Below are 18296 nucleotides of genomic sequence, written 5' to 3' on the forward strand. Positions count from 1 at the left end.
TTCCCGTTCGGATCTCGTCAGCGTTCTGCTTCCTTAAGGAGGCGCATAACATCGATTTCTCCTAAACTACGAGAAGTAGTATTCCGGCTTCGCATCGGACTTGCCGATCGTCGCAGCAAGGTTTTGATTTCACCAGGCTTGAGACCAGGCTTCATGGCAAGCAGCAGAGCAATAGCGCCACTTACATGTGAGGTGGCCATTGAGGTGCCGCTCATTTCATGATATTTGCCCTTGATCCAAGCAGATACAATTTTATCACCGGGTGCATAAATGTCGACGTAACGGCCGCGGTTGCTGAAGGAGGCAATTTTCCGAATTCGATCAGTAGCTCCAACCGAGATCGTCTGCAAGTAACGGGCGGGGTAATCAATAGACTTCCGCTTCGCATCATTGCCAGAGGAGGCGACAACGGTTACGCCAGCATTATAAGCGTTCGTGACAGCAGTGAGCAGCGACTTGCTGCGGGTCTTCATGCCGAAGCTCATATTAATGATATTCATACCATGGCGGACACACCAATCAATGCCTTGGATAATATCAGATACGAAGGCTGCTCCATTTTCATCGAATGCTTTAACGGGATGAATAATGGCGCGAGGAGCCACTCCGATAATGCCGTACATTTGATTGGCAGCGGCGATCGTACCTGCGATATGGGTGCCGTGGCCATTGTCGTCATGTGGGGGCAAACCGCGCTGGATCAGATTAATGCCGCGGGTGAGCGAGTGCCGAAGGTCAGGATGGTGGAAATCAGCCCCGGTATCAATGACACCAATATGAACACGATAACCGGTAGTCGTGCTCCAAGCTTGGGGTGCTTTGATGTGCTTAACCCCCCAAGGAATGCCGCGCTCCCAATTGACAGGACGCTGGGATACGGCGTGCATCGAGAGATGAATATCTTCTTCTACGATAACATCATAAGCGGTCGATAGCAGGGTGGAATCGAAGTCCGTTCTGGCCGGATATACCCAGCCATCAATGAGTGGAACCTTGCGAATATCAGCAAGCTCAGATCTGCTTGCTTCGAGTTCATGCAGCACCTCGGAACATTGTTCATACTGTTCATGGGTGCGGAAGCGGATGAGCAGTTGTCGTTCGCAGGGCTTAGTGGTACTGAGCCCTTGAATAAGTAACTGGAGTAAGCCCGTAATATCCAATGTCGAGTCCCTCCCGACAGTTCCTTTGTAACGGTTGTTCAAAAAGCGTACATATGATAATCAAGTGAACCCGAAAGAATGTGGATCGGTTGAAGCGTCTTTTTGAACAGACAATTTTACATATCGTATGCATCAGACCCCGGCGTGGACTGGGGTAGATGCCTTTTTTGCGAAAGATAGGCCTTCCACCGTGTCAAAAGACTTCCACGGACATAGTATGAAGAAGAGCCGACGAAGGGCTTAGCACACCCGATACGGGGCGTGAGCCTTCATCGGGTGCGGATACAGTCGAACGCGAAGGGATTCCCTTCGCGTTTCTATTTTTTGTCCGACTTGTGGCATTTCCTCGTCTATAGGAAGAAAACTTGCATTTTCACTTGAGATCGGGTTTACTTATGTGTGAACATGGATAAGTGAATGCAATTTGAACTTTTTAGAGAGAGAGGATGTGTCCGAATGAGCACACCGCTGGATTTGAAATTAGACCCTGAAAAAGTGCAAGAAATACCGATGGTGGATCTTGCCTTCATGGTACTGAAAGCTGCCAACACGCCTTTCTATTACCGCGATCTCATGAATGAAGTCGCTAAGCTGCGGGGTCTGAACGAAGAGCAAATTAACGATGTCATTGCGCAGTTATATACGGAAATTAACATTGACGGTCGTTTTGCTTGTGTTGGCCAGAACCTGTGGGGATTGAAACGCTGGTATCCGGTTGACCGTTCTGAAGAGGCGATGACCGGGGGTACACCTCGTCCACGCATCATTAACGATGACGACGATGATGATTACTCTGATGATGACGACAGCTTCAACAATGATGAAGAAGAAGACTTCGACTTCGTCGATGAAGATGGCGAAGAGGAAGAGGAGATCTTCGAGGATGAAGATTCTGATGTAGAAGATGATGTTGACATCGAAGAGGAAATCGATGAAGAAGATGCGGATCTGAACGAAGAAGAAAACGATGACTTCGAAGAAGAGGATGACCGGGAAGAGGATATGTAAGATCCTCTTCAGGATTTGATTTCGCATTTTAGAATGCCGCTTGCTTATTTTTCCTGTATATCCTAGCTGATTGGGGTATGTTCAGGAGGGATACGTAAGCGGCATTTTCCATATAATCTGCCCCTGCGAAAAATCAACTCGATCTCCCTTGACACGAGAATGCCTACAGAGTAAACTAGCATATGGGCTTTGCATTTGCACGTAATTAAATAGAGTCATTTTCACATATGAAGAAAGTGCCCCGTGACACTACGGGAGTCACTTTTTTGTTTTTTTAGGATACGAATTGCAGTTTTTTATGGCTTTGTTGCCGATTGCAATTGGTACAATTTGATTCGTATAAAATAGCTCCCGTCCACTACGGAACACCATTTCCGGACATTTTAGACAGGAGCTTTTTTAATGACATTTTGCATCAATGAATATCGCATAAATGGGTTACGATAACATCATGAGATTATGGAACTCGCGTGTATCGAACCTGTTCTACAGACAAAGCCTCCCGAGAACATGTCTTGAATGCACTTGATCATAGGAGGGTTTCACCAGTGGCAAAGTATATTTTTGTAACGGGCGGCGTCGTTTCTTCTCTTGGTAAAGGGATTACGGCTGCATCCCTGGGCAGATTGCTGAAAAATCGGGGGCTCAAAGTAACGATCCAAAAATTTGATCCTTACATTAACGTTGACCCGGGCACAATGAGCCCTTATCAGCATGGCGAAGTATTCGTAACAGATGACGGAGCTGAGACAGACCTTGACTTGGGTCACTACGAGCGCTTCATCGACATCAACCTGTCGAAGAACAGCAACGTGACAACAGGTAAAGTGTATTCTACAGTTATTTCAAAGGAACGCCGCGGTGAATACCTTGGCGGAACTGTACAAGTTATTCCGCATATTACAAATGAAATCAAAGAACGCGTATTCCGTGCAGGTAAGGAATCCGGCTCTGATGTAGTTATTACCGAAATCGGTGGCACAGTCGGCGATATCGAGAGCTTGCCGTTCTTGGAAGCAATTCGTCAAATTAAGAGTGATGTAGGCCGTGACAACGTGATGTATATTCACGTTACCTTGATCCCTTACATCAAGGCTGCGGGCGAAGTGAAAACGAAGCCGACACAGCACAGTGTCAAAGAATTGCGCAGCATCGGTATTCAACCGAATATGCTCGTATGCCGTACAGAACATGAGCTTGCAGAGGATATGAAGCGCAAGATTTCCTTGTTCTGCGACATTGATGCGAATGCGGTTGTAGAATGCCGTGACGCTTCCACGTTGTATGAAGTACCATTGATGCTTCATGAGCAAGGAATGGATGATTATGTTGTAAATCATTTGAAGCTTCAAACACCAGAACCAGACATGGTGGAATGGACGAAGCTTGTTGACCGTGTGAAGCAGCTTCAAGGACAAGTTGAGATTGCAATCGTTGGTAAGTATGTTGCTCTTCATGATGCATACTTGTCTATCGTAGAAGCATTGGCTCACGCAGGTATTGATGCAAATACAGAAGTCAATATCCGTTGGGTGAATGCAGAAGAGATTACAGAAGAAAACGTAGATGCAGAGTTGTCGGGTGTACACGGTATCTTGGTACCAGGTGGATTTGGCGATCGTGGTATCGAAGGTAAAGTAACAGCGATCCGCTATGCGCGTGAACAACAAATTCCGTTCTTCGGTATTTGCCTTGGTATGCAAGTTGCGGTTATTGAATATGCACGCTCTATCGCAGCATTGAATGGCGCGAACAGCTCCGAAATCAACCCAGCAACAGAATATCCGGTTATCGATCTGCTTCCAGAGCAGAAGGATATTGAAGATTTGGGCGGCACAATGCGTCTTGGTCTGTACCCTTGCAAGCTGCAAGAGGGATCACTCGCTATGTCTTGCTACAATGATGAGCTGGTGTACGAGCGTCACCGCCATCGCTATGAATTCAACAATGAATATCGTGAAGTAATTGAAGGTGCTGGATTGAAGATTAGCGGTACGTCCCCAGACGGCCGACTGGTGGAAATTGTCGAGCTTCCAAGCCATCCATGGTTCTTGGCTGTTCAGTTCCATCCAGAGTTTATCTCTCGTCCGAACCGTCCGCAGCCATTGTTCCGTGAATTCGTCAAAGCGGCAATGAAGCACCGTGGATAATAACGCATAAAATATATGAAGCGAAGGCTTTCCTAATTGGAGAGTCTTCGCTTTTTTTGCTTTTATGTGGGAGTTGTGATGTTTTTCCTGAAAGAAGAAGGATTTTATTGTAAAGAAGCGAATATGTACAGTACATGTGGAGTGGTAAAATAAGCATGCAGTGTGAGAGATTAACTCATTCGAACTAGAGGATGCTGCACACTCGCTCGTGAGACGCGGTGGGAGGGGTACCAGTTGAGTAATAAGAAAGTATTGATTGTCGATGATCAGAATGGTATTCGGGTTCTTCTCATGGAAGTGTTCAGTAGCGAAGGATATACGACCTATCAAGCTTCCAATGGCAAGATGGCGCTTGAGATCGTAAGAGAGGAGTCGCCGGATATTGTCCTGTTGGACATGAAGATACCGGGCATGGATGGGTTGGAAATTTTGAAGCAGATCAAGTTGATGAAGCCGCATATGAATGTGATTATGATGACCGCTTACGGCGAGTTGGATATGATTAAGGAAGCTACGGACCTCGGAGCATTGATGCACTTTACGAAGCCTTTCGACATCGATGAGATGAGGGTTGCGGTCAATATGACATTAGAGCAGGGACAGCCGAATAATCAGATGACTATGCCTTCTTAGAAGTGGCGTACGAACGATAAACAAGAAACATGCCGGGGGATGCCCTGGCCTTCTTCAATGTTATCCGAGCAAGGTCGGAGGAAGGCCTTCGATTATTGCTATGTGGTACGAAGAACGAAGAATTGGACATGCCTCTAGTGGAGGGCGCTCAGCAGAGACCCCATTAGGGGCTTTCCTCGTTTCTCGTGTTGTCTAAATCCTGGCCTATACTTGCTAAGCAAAATAACATCAGTAAGACAATAAGGGATCATACAGGGGTGTTAATGATGATACGTGTAGCAGTTTGTAGTTATTGGCATGTTCATGCAGAAGAGTATACAGATTTCATCCTTCATCATCCAGATACAGAGCTAGTTGGAATATGGGATGAAGATGCCAAGTGCGGAGAGCGCTATGCAGGACGTTATCATGTGCCTTATTATCCGATCTTGGATGACATGCTGTTGAGAGAGGATATTGATGCGATTGTCGTAGTAGCGCCGACTTCCCTCCACGAGGATATTATGGTGAAGGCAGCGGAAGCTGGCAAGCACATCTTCACTGAGAAAGTATTAGCGCTTACGTCAGCTGAAGCGGAACGCATCGTGAATGCTGTGGAAGCCAATGGTGTTGTGTTGAATGTTGCTCTTCGGAAGCTGTGTGAGCGCGATATTGTTACGCTGCGTCGGATAGTAGAAGAGGGTGCTATAGGCGATGTATCGCTTGTCCGTGTGCGTATGGCGCATAATGGAGCGCTGGCAGGATGGCTGCCAGAGCATTTCTACAACCGGGCGGAATGCGGCGGTGGGGCAATGATTGATCTTGGCTGTCATCCGATGTACATTACCCGTGCACTGTTGGGTATGCCTGAGGCCGTAACTGCGTCGTATGGCTATGTTACGGGTAAAGAAGTAGAGGATAACGCAGTTGCGCTGCTCCAATATACTGGAGGTGCCATTGGAATTGCTGAAACAGGGTTTGTTACCGGTCAATCCCCGTTCATAATTGAGATTCATGGTGCAAGAGGAAGCATTATGTACGGAATGCCGGATGAGCAAATACGCATTCGACTGAATGAGGGGGATGGTGAATGGAACATCGTTCCACTTGATGAACAGATCCCAAATATGTTTGAGCAATGGGTCGGTCATGTGCAGTGCAGAGAAGTGAGCATGGACAACGTAAAAATGGCGCTGGACCTGACAAAATTGATGGAAGCGGCCAATGAGGCAGCGGTTTCGGGGAAAGCGGTAGCCGTAAACGTAATGTAGCTGTTTTGTCAAGAGGTTGTTTACTTTTTCACGCCCAATTGTGATATAATAACACCGTATAAGATGTCGGCTATAATCTAGATAGACAGACGACGAACAACTTCCTAGGAGGATGGAGACCATGCCATTAGTTTCGATGAACGAGTTCTTGCCTAAAGCAAAAGAAAACAAATTTGCAGTAGGTCAGTTCAACATCAATAACTTGGAATTCACACAAGCAATTACAGAAGCGGCGATGGAAGAAAACGCACCAATTATCTTTGGTGTATCCGAAGGCGCTTTGCGTTACATGGGAATGGAGTACACAGTAGCAATGGCTGAGGCAGCTGCTAAGAAATCCGGCTTGCCAATCGCTTTGCACCTTGACCATGGTAGCACATTTGAAGTAGCTATGGCTTGTATTCGTGCCGGATTCTCTTCCGTTATGTTCGATGGTTCCCACCATGCATACGAAGACAACATCCGTTTGACTAAAGAAGTCGTTAAAGCAGCTCACGCTATGGGCGTATCCGTTGAAGGTGAATTGGGTACAATCGGCGGTGTTGAAGACGATCTTCACGTAGACGAAGATGCAGCTCAATTGGCTAACCCAGAAGAAGCAATCCGCTTCTACGAAGAAACTGGCGTAGATGCACTTGCAATCGCTGTTGGTACTGCTCACGGCATGTACAAAGGCGAGCCTAAACTTCACTACGATATCATTGAAGCAGTAGCTTCCAAAATCCCAGTTCCAGTCGTATTGCACGGCGGTTCCGGTGTACCTGACGAATCCATTCGCAAGGCGATCGCAGCAGGTGCAGGTAAAATCAACGTGAACACAGAAAACCAAGTTGCTTGCACAGCGGCTATCCGCGAAGCATTGGCTAAAGATGCGAACGTTATCGACCCTCGCAAATACTTGACGCCAGCACGCAATGCAATGGTTGAAGTTGTTCGCAACAAAATCCGCTTGTTCGGATCCAACAACCAAGCATAATTGATACTCATATTTATGTTTACGAATGCGGGAAAAGCACCGGTTCGCCGGTGTTCTTCCCTTTTTTGCGATTATTTAGCGTTATGATGAATGAACATGAATCCAATAAAGCATATGGGCGAGCCGAACCTGTGATAGGTGCGGCGTGGGGGGAACTTAGCTTGTGATGGAAAAGTTAATGATTTGCGGTGGGCGGCCGCTGCGTGGCACTGTGCAGATCAGCGGTGCGAAGAACAGTGCAGTCGCACTCATTCCTGCGGCGATTTTAGCAGAGAGTGAAGTAGTGCTCGATAACTTGCCGGCATTAAGTGATGTTGCAACCTATACGGAGATTATTACCGAACTCGGTGGAGAGGCAAGCTGGGAAGGTTCTGCCTTGCGAATTGATCCATCTAGCATGATTTCGATGCCGATGTATAACGGACCTGTGAAGAAATTGCGGGCCTCTTATTATTTAATGGGCGCCTTGCTCGGCCGCTTTGGCGAAGCAACTATAGGCATGCCTGGAGGATGCAACTTTGAACCCCGTCCGATTGATCAGCATATTAAAGGATTCGAAGCATTGGGTGCTACGGTAACCAATGAACATGGAGCGATCCATATTTCGGCGCGTGAATTGCGCGGCGCCAAAATCTACCTCGATGTGGTTAGTGTAGGAGCAACCATTAATATTATGCTTGCGGCTTCCCGAGCCAAAGGCATCACCATTATCGAAAATGCGGCCAAAGAGCCTGAAATTATAGATGTGGCAACCCTGCTCAATGCAATGGGTGCCAAAATCAAGGGTGCTGGTACGGAATCGATTCGTATTGAAGGTGTAGAAGGGCTGCATGGCTGCCGTCATTCTATCATTCCGGATCGCATTCAAGCAGGAACCTATATGATCGCTGCTGCTGCAACGCGCGGCGATATTCTCATCGACAATATTATCCCTAAGCACTTGGAAGCACTTACGGCGAAGCTGGAGGAAATGGGTGTGCAAGTCGTAGAAGGGGACGAATCCCTTCGCGTGCTTGGCCAGCCTGACTACGAGTCTATCGATGTAAAGGCGCTTGTATATCCAGGATTCGCAACCGATCTTCAATCACCGATGATAAGCTTGCTCACGCAAGCAACTGGTGTAAGTATGCTGTCCGATCTCGTATATAGCAATCGATTTAAGAATGTGCCTGAGCTGCTTCGCATGGGAGCCAAAATCCGTGTAGAAGGTCGCTCTGCTGTCATTGAAGGAACCAAGTTGCATGCCGCGAAAGTGAAAGCAGCGGATTTGCGTGCGGGAGCATCGCTTGTCATTGCAGGACTAACAGTAGCGGATGGCATTACTGAAATCTCCGGCGTAGAGTATATTGACCGTGGCTATGACAACCTAGTCACAAATTTGCGAAATTTAGGCGCTGATGTATGGCGTCAGACGGAATAATTCGACGGTAATAGGGTAAAAATAGGATAATGATCATTTCGCGATCGTCAGTTAAGGTGTGGCGGTGCGCCCCATGATGCGCCCTGCTCATGTGGCTGTGCGGAATTTCATCTAGTATTCGTCGTTTGTGTATTGGACTGTGTCCGAAAGAGAGTGGAAGTGGAGCATTCTCTTTCGGATACAGAAGAAAATGCAACTTTTTGGCAGGATTGAACGTACGAAGAGTATTTCCCTTTCTATTCCTTGGAGAGGCTGCAGCGTTTAGCACCATCACTTCCATAAGTGCTTCGCTTCAACGGCTATCTTTTACCCAGACCGAATGGTTCCCATCTGTTATCTGTCCACCATCTCATTGTATCAACCAGCCTTCATATCTCATGTTGACACGCCGCTGCGTTTATACGTAACGATTTCACAATGGACTTATCCTTCTGACATCATTTGTATTTATCAACAGAATAGGAGTTGTATTCATGGATTTACAAATTTCCGATTTGGAAACGAAGAAGCTGACCGAGCTATATAAACTAGCAAAACAATTTCAGATTCCTGGCTATGGTCAAATGAAGAAAAAAGAATTAATATTTGCTATCTTGCGCGCGCAGGCGGAACAAGGCGGCTTCATGTTTATGGAGGGAGTATTGGACATCCTTCCAGAGGGCTTCGGCTTCTTGCGTCCTATTAACTATTTGCCTAGCTCGGAAGATATTTATATCTCTCAATCTCAGATTCGCAGATTTGATTTGCGTACTGGTGATCTTGTATCAGGAAAATGCCGTCCGCCAAAAGAGAACGAACGCTATTTCGGATTGCTTCAGATTAACGCCGTCAATGGTGAGAATCCGGATGAAGCAGCTCAACGCTTGCACTTCCCGGCCCTGACGCCGCTATATCCAGAGAAGAAACTTGTGCTTGAGATGGCTTCCAACAAAGTGTCCACACGCATTATGGACATGCTCGCACCTGTTGGTCTTGGACAACGCGGGCTAATCGTCGCCCCTCCTAAGGCAGGTAAGACATTGCTTCTGAAGGAGATTGCAAATAGCATCTCGACCAACCATCCTGAGATTGAACTGTTCGTTCTGCTTATTGATGAGCGTCCGGAAGAAGTAACGGATATGCAGCGTTCTGTAAAAGGTGAGGTTGTAGCATCCACATTTGATGAAGTGCCTGAGAACCACATCAAGGTAACAGAACTTGTTCTGGAGCGTGCACTGCGTCTCGTGGAACATAAGAAGGATGTTGTTATCCTGCTTGACAGTATTACGCGCTTGGCGCGAGCATACAACCTCGTGGTTCCGCCGTCTGGCCGTACGTTGTCTGGTGGTATTGATCCAGCTTCCTTCCATCGTCCAAAGCGCTTCTTCGGTTCTGCCCGCAACATTGAAGAGGGTGGAAGCTTGACGATCTTGGCAACGGCACTCGTTGAGACAGGATCACGTATGGATGACATCATTTATGAAGAATTTAAAGGTACGGGTAATATGGAGCTTCATCTGGATCGTAAGCTGGCTGAACGCCGTATCTTCCCGGCTATCGATATTCGTCGCTCGGGTACACGTCGCGAGGAAATGCTGTTGTCGAAGGAAGAGCTTGATAAGCTGTGGGCAATTCGTAAGAACATGAACGAGTCTCCGGAATTCGTGGATCAATTCTTGAAGAAGATGCGTGATTCGAAGACGAACGAAGAGTTCCTTGCAGCACTTGATACGAGCGGAACACCAACCCCGCCTCCGCGCAGAACACGCAGCAGCTCTGTGAGCTCCTAAGCGCTCGTTCGCTGTTATGGCGGACAAGAATATGGTTATAACATGAGATTGCGAACTAGATGCAAACATGCTATAATCCATTCATGTGTTTTTATATACTCTGGGCACGCAAAGGGCTCAGGGCGGAAAGAGGTGAATTCGAGTGAAAGAAGCAATTCAACCGAAATACTTCATTACGACTGTAACTTGCGCATGCGGCAACTCTTTCGAAACAGGTTCCGTTAAAGAGAACTTGAAGGTAGAGGTTTGCTCCGCTTGCCATCCATTCTTCACAGGTAAGCAGAAGTTCTTGGATGCTGGTGGTCGTGTGGATCGATTCAAAAAGAAATACGGTATCTAATACGTCTGTTTACGATATGGACTCCCTTGCTGGCAACAGCCAAGGGAGTTCATTTTTTTTTTTTGTATATTTTTATCCTTCCTGACTTGATGTTTGCTGTCCGGAACTCGATTTCGCACAAAATGTCAAAACAAAGGGGAGTAAATACGGTACGATTGAATGGAATGGGGATTTACGAGGCATGTGCTGGCATTGCCTCAAGATGACTGGGGGGCTGGCTATGTGGCTGGAGCACGAGAAATGGATCAAAGAAGCAATAGCCTACATAGAACTGCATATTACAGAGGACGTGGATGCAGCAGACATAGCGGAACATTGCACGGTCTCCCGTTTTCACTTTAATCGTGTGTTTCAGCGGCATGTGGGTGTCAGTGTGGGGACATTATTACGGGAGCGCAGATTGGCAAGGGCTGCGGTGGAGCTGTTGTCAACGGACAAGCGCATACTGGACATCGCATTAGAATATCAATTTTCTGGGCAAGACAGCTTCACTCGTGCTTTTAAGCAGCGGTATGGCATGACACCGCATGTATACCGCCAAGGTTTCCGATGCTTTTACACGCCAGAGGGGGATCATCGAATGGATGAGAACAATCAATCTGAGAATACCGGATATGGGATGATGCAGTCTGCTCCACAGGGATGGATCATAACAGGTGTGTATCCGCACCAATATAGCGTTACTCTTGATCGCGTTCATGTATATCGCGGGAGGACGTCAGGTACGATTCAAGGAAGAGTGGATGCGGATCCACGAGGATTTGGCACGTTGATGCAAATGTTCAAGGCTGAGAATTATGTGGGACAGCGCCTTCGTTTATCAGCGTTTCTGAAGACGGACGACGTGCAGGGATGGGCAGGCATGTGGATGCGGATTGACGGGAAGGATGAAGTGCCTATTAACTTCGACAACATGGACAATCGTCCGATTAGCGGCACGACCGAATGGAGGCCCTATGAAGTTGTACTTGATATTGCACCTTATGCGGAGGCGATTGCATTTGGCGTGCTATTAAGCGGTCCGGGTCAAGTCTGGGTGGATGGATTTCGCTTGGATATTGTTGATGAATCTGTACCTACTACGGGTGGACGAGCGGTAAATGATACAATGCCCAAAGAACCGGTGAATTTGGACTTTGAATTGGGGCCACAGTAGAAGGAGCGGAGCGTGAACGGCATGATCGAAAGGTTGTTTGAGCTTAGTTTGGGATTTATATGGCACATCATCAAGGGTGAGCTGCCCTTGTCCATCGTCGGAAGCACGCTTTTCTTGGGGGTTCTATTTGTTGCGGCAGGAGAGTGGAGTGAACGGCGCAAGCATGCGCGATCGGAACAATTTGGGCATCGTGTGCAAAGAGGAATGGGTACGTTGTTCAAAGACGCATTCATTGTGATGGTTGCTACTTTCTTCGTTGTTGGGGTTGAATACGGTATTTTTCGCTTGGCTGCAAGGGCCCTTCCTGCTTGGGGGTGGCCAGTTCTGCCGGATGGTAATGTTGTACTGGCATGGCTCAGTCTCGCTGTCACAAGTTTCGCATTAGTAGGGGTTATCATTTTGGAGCTCATCTGGGTGGCTAAGACTGTGTCCCTTGCTTCATTCTGGGTCATTTATGTACTGGTATATGCGGTGTTATCAGCTTGTGCACTGCAATGGCTGTATCCGGTATCAGGTGCTACGCCGTGGATTTATTTAGGATCTGGACTTATGAGTTCATTGCTTTGTGTGCTGTTGAAGTATTTGCAACAAATGGAAGAAGATGCGGATGACAGTAAGGAAGAAGCAGATGCCATATCTGTTAACAAATGACGTCAGTTGCACTTTTGCAGCAAATCGTCTATACTAAGTTATGCCGTGCTAGACGGGGAGGTAGCGGTGCCCTGTAACTCGCAATCCGCTGTAGCGAGGTTGAATTCCTGTTAGAGGTTTTGTCGATGTGGGGTTTGGCGTTTACACTCGGTGTTGACGGCTGGGTCCTCCGCAATGGGTGCCTATGAACTTGGTCAGGTCCGGAAGGAAGCAGCCATAAGTAGGAGAGCTCATGTGCCGGAGGGAAGCCTGGCCTGAGTCGTAGTGTAGAAGTGCCGCTCGGATCGCAATTATCAATAACAGGTGCACGGTTCATATAGTGCATACGAGGACACCGGGATAACCGGTGTTTTTTTGTTTCAATAAATATGAATACATGTTCATATTATATAAACAGCAGGAAAAAGATTGCCTGATGGCGAAGTTTAGAGTGAACAGCAAGTGAGCGGATATCTCATTTTCGTTTCTGCAAAAAGAGGTGAGTGTATGATCGATTCAAGCATGCCGTTACACGGCGCTCTGGCGCAGAATTCTATGTCTGATTCCTGCAATGAAGGAGCAAATGTACAGGCGGCGGATACGGAACTAACCCTGCTGCAGCAATTTGCCGGTGCTTTTATTCAGGATGTGAATTTAGGGATCATGCTGCTGAATAATCAGTTCACATTGGTAGACATCAGTGATATGGCGTGCATAGTGATGGGATGGGAGAGAGAGAAGGCGCTCGGGAGACGGGTCAATGAGCTATTTGGTGACATGCCTACAGAGCATCATCTCGTACAACGTTCTCTGCTTGAAGGTGTGAGTGTGCGGAATCATGCTGTTTCTTGGTGCAATGGTGTGGATCGATATGAGCTTCTTATGGATTCGAATGTCATGCGTGATGAACAGCAGCAGATCGTAGGTGCTTATGTGCTATTCAAGGATGTGTCTAATTTGCGCTCGTTGGAGGAGCAGGTACAGCGAAGCGACCGTCTGGCGATGATTGGACAGATTGCCGCAGGAACAGCTCATGAAATTCGTAATCCCTTGACCTCTATTAAGGGGTTTCTGCAAATGTTCAAGAAGACGCTGCGTGACAAGGGGATGGCGAAGGAAGTCCATTACACCGAGATCATGCTGACCGAAATCAACCGAATCAATGAGTTGGTTGGGGAGTTTCTACTCTTAAGCAAGCCGAAGCATGTCACGATTGAGCGTGTGAATGTATATCAGGTGATGAATGATATTTTGCCGATTATTCGGAGTGAAGCAGTGCTGCACGGCGTACATGTTCGATACGAGGCGGGAGAGACTGTGCCGAACGTGGTTGCCGATCGCGAGCTGCTGAAGCAAGTGTTCATCAACATCGCCAAAAATGGTATTGAGGCGATGGTGGAGGGTGGCACACTTACGGTAAGTGTGAAGCGGGATAGTGTGGAGCAACGTGTGTTGATTGATATCCATGATACGGGGCCGGGAATTCCTGCGTTCCTCGTCGATAAGATATTCGATCCCTTCTTCACCACGAAGCAGAATGGGACAGGGCTTGGATTATCGGTATGCCAACGGATTATCCATGATTTGGGCGGTACGATACGCGTTTCATCCAAGGGGTTTGGCACGACATTCACGCTCGCTGTCCCTTATCAGGGTTCATAGCAGCAGTGACGGACGCCTCTCTTTTCCAAAGAGAGGGAATGGCTGTTTTTTTAGAGGTTATGATATAGTATAATAAGTAAAAACGTTTTCGAGGTTGCATCATGGCTCATATCGCATTGTATCGCGCATGGAGACCACAGTCATTTCAAGACATGGTCGGACAACAGCATATTATTCAAACGCTGCAAAATTCGCTGCGGGAGCAGCGTTTTTCGCATGCATATTTGTTCAGCGGTCCAAGAGGAACCGGGAAGACAAGTGCGGCGAAAATACTGGCGAAGGCTGTCAACTGCGAACAAGGGCCAGGCCCGGAGCCTTGCAACGCTTGTGAAGCGTGTCGGCGCATAACAGCTGGCGCGGTGATGGATGTAGTGGAAATCGATGCTGCATCGAATCGCGGCGTAGAGGAAATTCGCGATCTTCGCGAAAAGGTGAAGTATGCGCCAACGGAAGTTCGCTACAAAGTGTACATCATTGACGAAGTACACATGTTGACGACAGAAGCTTTTAACGCCTTGTTGAAGACGTTAGAAGAGCCGCCAGCGCATGTGATGTTCATCTTGGCGACAACGGAGCCGCATCGACTTCCGGCCACGATTATTTCGCGTTGCCAGCGATTTGACTTTCGTCGAGTTTCACTTGCTGAGCAAGTACAGCGCTTGGCTCAGGTGTGCGAAGAAGAGAGCATCCAGGCAGACCATGACAGTTTGACTTATATTGCGAAGCTGTCTGATGGCGGGATGCGTGATGCGATCAGCTTGCTGGATCAAGCTGCCTCCTTTACTGATGGAGCCATTACCTATCAACAGGTATTGGACATTACAGGAGGTATGCCCGAAGAGAGGTTTGCGGAGCTTGCCCGAGCAGTACAGGCGGGTGATGTAGGTTCAGTTCTTTCGGTGGTTGAGCAGTTGATGCAGGAAGGCAAGAGTGCGGATAAGTGCATGGAAAGCCTGTTGTACTTTTTCCGAGATCTGCTTATGATGAAGATGGTGCCGAGCGGGGATGCGCTAACGGATCGGTTGACTCGCGTAGAGTCTTTCCGTGAAATGGCGGAGGGATTCACAGAGAGTCGTCTATTTCATATCATTGATACGCTGAATCGATACCAGACGGATATGAAGTATGCTGTGCAGCCGCAGACTTTATTCGAAGTCGCGCTGCTTCAATTGGCAGCTTCAGGACAGCGTCCGATGAATCGTTATACGGATACTGGGGATTCCGCTCAGGGAGAGGTTCGGCAGGATGGAATGGAACATTCATCCTCCCTGCAACATTTGCGTCAACAGATTACGTCCTTAGAGACGAAGGTTGAACAGCTGATGAAGTCAGGTGGAGGTCGTCAGGAACAGGTAACGCATGAGCGTACGCCTGCTGCGGCTCGCCCATCTGGACACGTATCCAAGTTCTCTAAACAGCCACCGCAGTTCACACGGTACCTTGCGAATCATAACAGCGCCGAATTCAATCGCATTCGGGGGACTTGGGGACAAGTGCTTCAGCGAGTGAAGGAAGCCGGTGTTACCATTCATGCTTGGTTGGTTAACGGTGAGCCTGTATCATGTCTAGAGGATCGAATTCTTATCGGTTTCAAAAATTCGATTCATCGTGATACGACGGAGAAGCCGACTAACAAGCAGGTGATTGAGCAAGTGCTATCCGAGACCTTCGGCAAGACATACCAGATGGATACGATGATGCTCAAGGACTGGGAGGCTGCAGCCGCCCAGACAGAGGATAAGGAAGAGCAAGAGTTCCAACTGGAGCCAGAGGGCCAAGAAGGCCGCAATCATTCTCAAGAACCATGGATTGACGAGGCAATCCAGTTATTTGGAGAAGATCTCGTTGTCATAAAAGAGTAACTTATCTTAAATGGAGAAAAAAGGAGATTCACGGCGATGAACAATATGAACCAAATGATGAAACAAGTTAAAAAGATGCAAGAACAAATGTTGAAAGCTCAAGAAGAATTGGCTGAAAAGAAAGCAACTGGTACATCTGGCGGCGGAGCTGTTACTGTAGAGGTTAACGGCCACAAAAAATTGCTTAGCATCTCCATCAAACCAGAAGTAGTAGATGCAGAAGATATCGAAATGCTTCAAGACCTTGTTATTACTGCAGTTAACGATGCGTTGACTAAAGCAGAAGACATGGCAAATGACGACATGTCTAAATTCACAGGCGGAATGAAAATTCCTGGCTTGTTCTAATGTAGAGAAACACGAATGTGAGGCATATACCGATTCTGGTATATGCCGTTTCTACCATTTAGGGGACATTTTTTGATGTGAGACGATGTTGAGTTCGTTGATTAAGCTATCGTAAAGGAGAGCCCGCATTGTATTATCCAGAACCGATCGCCAAGTTGATCGAGGCATTTACACATTTGCCCGGTATTGGGCCGAAGACAGCGGCTCGTCTTGCGTTCCATGTACTCCGCATGCAGGAAGATGACGTTATTGATTTTGCAAAGGCGCTCGTTAATGTGAAGCGGAACCTGCACTACTGCTCTGTGTGCTGCAATATTACAGATATTGATCCTTGCCGTATCTGCTCGGATAAGACACGTGACGCCTCAGTAATGTGTGTTGTTCAGGAAACGAAGGATTTGGTTGCGATGGAGCGAACGAAAGAGTTCATGGGGTATTACCATGTGCTACAGGGCGCGATATCACCAATGGAGGGAGTAGGCCCAGAGGATATACGTCTTGCTGAGCTGCTTAAGCGTTTGAGTGATGAGCGGGTCAAAGAATTGATTTTGGCTACGAATCCAAATATTGAAGGGGAAGCAACAGCGATGTATATTTCGCGGCTTGTGAAGCCGTTTGGCATTCGTGTAACGAGAATTGCTCATGGACTTCCTGTGGGTGGTGACCTCGAATACGCCGATGAGGTGACCTTGTCTAAGGCGTTAGAAGGCCGGAGGGATGTTCTGTAATGGTGGATCTCCATCGTGAGCAGGCCTAAAATGTTGTTTCTTCATGATTTGATATAGAAGCTCTCGAATATCGAGGGCTTTTTTTGTTATCTATAAGAGGATGATTGATATTCCTGTTCATTAGAGTGCTGTCTCGCATGGTCGAAGCAGCTCATAAAGAGGTTCTAGTCTTGTCCCGACGTTCATATTCATGACTAAAGTGAATGTGGGGAGGGGAACTCATGTGGAAACGTATGAAGAACTGGTTCATGCGAAATAGGGACAAGCGTGAGTATGGGTTAATGTTGTCTGAGCAGCAGCTTCTTATGAGGGATATCCGTAATGCGGTTGCGGAGTGGAGAATGGCTTGTGTGCGATTTGAGCATGCACTAGGTACAGATGAGGTGGATTATGCGATCTCGACGCTTGAGGCAGCTGAGAAGCGGATTGCCATGCTGATGAAGAGAGCCAAGCGCGTAGGGATGCATGCATTGCGGTTAGGGGAGGTATTATAGTGACGAAAATGCTGTTGGTTGGTCTGCTCCTTGTGTCCATTGCTGGATTGTTCATTGTGCTATTTCGTCAGCGGCTGGCATGGCGTGGTATCATAACCTTTCTTCTTCATGGAGTTAGCGCATTTGCGCTGTTGTACATCGTGAATTCGACGGGGTGGATAGCGGGAATCCATGTACCTATCAACCCTGCCACATTAACAGGAGTGGGGCTTCTGGGTATCCCGGGACTCGCGCTTGTCATTTCCCTTAAAATGGTAGGTATTTAGTGGTTGACGCACCCCTTGTCTTTATGATAAATTAATCAATGTCGCTTCGGACATGAGTTAACAAACTTAAAACAAAAAACAGTCTCGAAAAGAGATTGAAAAAAAGTTTTAAAAAAGTGTTGACAAGAAATGAACGAAATGATAAGATATAAAAGTCGCCGCTGACAAAGCGGTGAGAAAAAGAAAGTAACTAAGAAATTGGTTGCTGACTGAGATTGTTCTTTGAAAACTGAACAACGAGCAACGTTTGTGAATGAGGTAGCAATACCTCGTCAAAAGATATGAGCAGTTCAAACTTAACTTTAACGGAGAGTTTGATCCTGGCTCAGGACGAACGCTGGCGGCGTGCCTAATACATGCAAGTCGAGCGGACTTGAAGGAGTGCTTGCACTCCTGATGGTTAGCGGCGGACGGGTGAGTAACACGTAGGTAACCTGCCCATAA

At 47.4% G+C, this 18296-nt stretch carries 17 protein-coding genes, 1 rRNA gene and 1 other RNA gene; 18 read left to right on the plus strand and 1 reads right to left on the minus strand.

The genetic code is table 11. From position 1 onward, the window contains the following. Positions 1 to 17: 17 nt before the first annotated feature. Positions 18 to 1160 carry a S8 family peptidase gene (locus tag BLS15_RS26245; RefSeq protein ID WP_028532432.1) on the minus strand — a complete coding sequence of 381 codons (1143 nt, stop codon included), beginning with the start codon at positions 1158 to 1160 and terminating at the stop codon, positions 18 to 20. A gap of 456 nt (positions 1161 to 1616) precedes the next feature. Between BLS15_RS26245 and rpoE the strand changes: the two genes are divergently transcribed. The 18 genes from rpoE to BLS15_RS26335 all read left to right on the plus strand — a co-directional run. Beyond that, entirely contained in the window at positions 1617 to 2168 is a 552-nt protein-coding gene (gene rpoE, locus BLS15_RS26250) for a DNA-directed RNA polymerase subunit delta (RefSeq protein WP_021253437.1), read from the plus strand. A gap of 548 nt (positions 2169 to 2716) precedes the next feature. Further along, positions 2717 to 4318 carry a CTP synthase gene (locus BLS15_RS26255; protein WP_021253436.1) on the plus strand — a complete coding sequence of 534 codons (1602 nt, stop codon included), beginning with the start codon at positions 2717 to 2719 and terminating at the stop codon, positions 4316 to 4318. Positions 4319 to 4552: 234 nt separating this feature from the next. Further along, a complete protein-coding gene (locus BLS15_RS26260; protein ID WP_021253435.1) occupies positions 4553 to 4951 on the plus strand; it encodes a response regulator in 399 nt (132 codons plus the stop codon). Between the two features lie 263 nt (positions 4952 to 5214). Then, positions 5215 to 6201 carry a Gfo/Idh/MocA family protein gene (locus tag BLS15_RS26265; protein ID WP_090514522.1) on the plus strand — a complete coding sequence of 329 codons (987 nt, stop codon included), beginning with the start codon at positions 5215 to 5217 and terminating at the stop codon, positions 6199 to 6201. 121 nt (positions 6202 to 6322) lie between these two features. Next, complete coding sequence (gene fba, locus BLS15_RS26270) at positions 6323 to 7177, plus strand: class II fructose-1,6-bisphosphate aldolase (protein WP_021253433.1); 855 nt, start codon at positions 6323 to 6325, stop codon at positions 7175 to 7177. Positions 7178 to 7343: 166 nt separating this feature from the next. Further along, on the plus strand, positions 7344 to 8597 hold the full coding sequence (locus tag BLS15_RS26275) for a UDP-N-acetylglucosamine 1-carboxyvinyltransferase (protein ID WP_021253432.1): 1254 nt from the start codon (positions 7344 to 7346) through the stop codon (positions 8595 to 8597). Positions 8598 to 9070: 473 nt separating this feature from the next. Then, entirely contained in the window at positions 9071 to 10366 is a 1296-nt protein-coding gene (gene rho / locus BLS15_RS26280) for a transcription termination factor Rho (protein WP_021253431.1), read from the plus strand. A gap of 142 nt (positions 10367 to 10508) precedes the next feature. Next, a complete protein-coding gene (rpmE, locus tag BLS15_RS26285) occupies positions 10509 to 10706 on the plus strand; it encodes a 50S ribosomal protein L31 (protein WP_021253430.1) in 198 nt (65 codons plus the stop codon). A gap of 220 nt (positions 10707 to 10926) precedes the next feature. Further along, positions 10927 to 11862 carry a helix-turn-helix transcriptional regulator gene (locus tag BLS15_RS26290; protein ID WP_021253429.1) on the plus strand — a complete coding sequence of 312 codons (936 nt, stop codon included), beginning with the start codon at positions 10927 to 10929 and terminating at the stop codon, positions 11860 to 11862. A 21-nt stretch (positions 11863 to 11883) separates the two neighbouring features. Then, positions 11884 to 12513 (plus strand): hypothetical protein, encoded by a 630-nt coding sequence (locus BLS15_RS26295; RefSeq protein ID WP_139170727.1) that lies wholly within the window; start codon positions 11884 to 11886, stop codon positions 12511 to 12513. 43 nt (positions 12514 to 12556) lie between these two features. After that, an RNA gene (ffs, locus tag BLS15_RS26300) (signal recognition particle sRNA large type) lies at positions 12557 to 12824 on the plus strand. A gap of 223 nt (positions 12825 to 13047) precedes the next feature. Beyond that, positions 13048 to 14154 (plus strand): ATP-binding protein, encoded by a 1107-nt coding sequence (locus tag BLS15_RS26305; protein WP_090514527.1) that lies wholly within the window; start codon positions 13048 to 13050, stop codon positions 14152 to 14154. 101 nt (positions 14155 to 14255) lie between these two features. Continuing rightward, positions 14256 to 16016 carry a DNA polymerase III subunit gamma/tau gene (dnaX, locus tag BLS15_RS26310; RefSeq protein WP_021253426.1) on the plus strand — a complete coding sequence of 587 codons (1761 nt, stop codon included), beginning with the start codon at positions 14256 to 14258 and terminating at the stop codon, positions 16014 to 16016. Between the two features lie 36 nt (positions 16017 to 16052). Then, on the plus strand, positions 16053 to 16364 hold the full coding sequence (locus BLS15_RS26315) for a YbaB/EbfC family nucleoid-associated protein (protein WP_021253425.1): 312 nt from the start codon (positions 16053 to 16055) through the stop codon (positions 16362 to 16364). Positions 16365 to 16492: 128 nt separating this feature from the next. Beyond that, positions 16493 to 17092, plus strand: coding sequence for a recombination mediator RecR (gene recR / locus BLS15_RS26320; RefSeq protein ID WP_021253424.1), 600 nt, complete (start codon positions 16493 to 16495; stop codon positions 17090 to 17092). 221 nt (positions 17093 to 17313) lie between these two features. After that, the gene (locus BLS15_RS26325; protein ID WP_028532440.1) at positions 17314 to 17586 is read left to right on the plus strand and encodes a hypothetical protein; all 273 of its coding nucleotides are present in this window, start codon (positions 17314 to 17316) and stop codon (positions 17584 to 17586) included. Positions 17587 to 17594: 8 nt separating this feature from the next. After that, a complete protein-coding gene (locus BLS15_RS26330; RefSeq protein ID WP_036590838.1) occupies positions 17595 to 17852 on the plus strand; it encodes a pro-sigmaK processing inhibitor BofA family protein in 258 nt (85 codons plus the stop codon). A gap of 302 nt (positions 17853 to 18154) precedes the next feature. Continuing rightward, positions 18155 to 18296: ribosomal RNA gene (locus BLS15_RS26335) — 16S ribosomal RNA — on the plus strand; the annotation flags it as partial.

Source organism: Paenibacillus sp. cl6col (assembly GCF_900102125.1).
Classification (GTDB): Bacteria; Bacillota; Bacilli; order Paenibacillales; family Paenibacillaceae; genus Paenibacillus_B; species Paenibacillus_B suaedae.

Coding starts and splice junctions, on each gene's coding strand:
- rpoE (WP_021253437.1), top strand. CDS start 1,617: ATGAGCACACCGCTGGATTTGAAATTAGACCCTGAAAAAGTGCAAGAA.
- dnaX (WP_021253426.1), top strand. CDS start 14,256: ATGGCTCATATCGCATTGTATCGCGCATGGAGACCACAGTCATTTCAA.
- fba (WP_021253433.1), top strand. CDS start 6,323: ATGCCATTAGTTTCGATGAACGAGTTCTTGCCTAAAGCAAAAGAAAAC.
- BLS15_RS26295 (WP_139170727.1), top strand. CDS start 11,884: ATGATCGAAAGGTTGTTTGAGCTTAGTTTGGGATTTATATGGCACATC.
- BLS15_RS26265 (WP_090514522.1), top strand. CDS start 5,215: ATGATGATACGTGTAGCAGTTTGTAGTTATTGGCATGTTCATGCAGAA.
- BLS15_RS26325 (WP_028532440.1), top strand. CDS start 17,314: ATGTGGAAACGTATGAAGAACTGGTTCATGCGAAATAGGGACAAGCGT.
- BLS15_RS26290 (WP_021253429.1), top strand. CDS start 10,927: ATGTGGCTGGAGCACGAGAAATGGATCAAAGAAGCAATAGCCTACATA.
- BLS15_RS26275 (WP_021253432.1), top strand. CDS start 7,344: ATGGAAAAGTTAATGATTTGCGGTGGGCGGCCGCTGCGTGGCACTGTG.
- BLS15_RS26305 (WP_090514527.1), top strand. CDS start 13,048: ATGTCTGATTCCTGCAATGAAGGAGCAAATGTACAGGCGGCGGATACG.
- BLS15_RS26330 (WP_036590838.1), top strand. CDS start 17,595: ATGCTGTTGGTTGGTCTGCTCCTTGTGTCCATTGCTGGATTGTTCATT.
- rho (WP_021253431.1), top strand. CDS start 9,071: ATGGATTTACAAATTTCCGATTTGGAAACGAAGAAGCTGACCGAGCTA.
- BLS15_RS26315 (WP_021253425.1), top strand. CDS start 16,053: ATGAACAATATGAACCAAATGATGAAACAAGTTAAAAAGATGCAAGAA.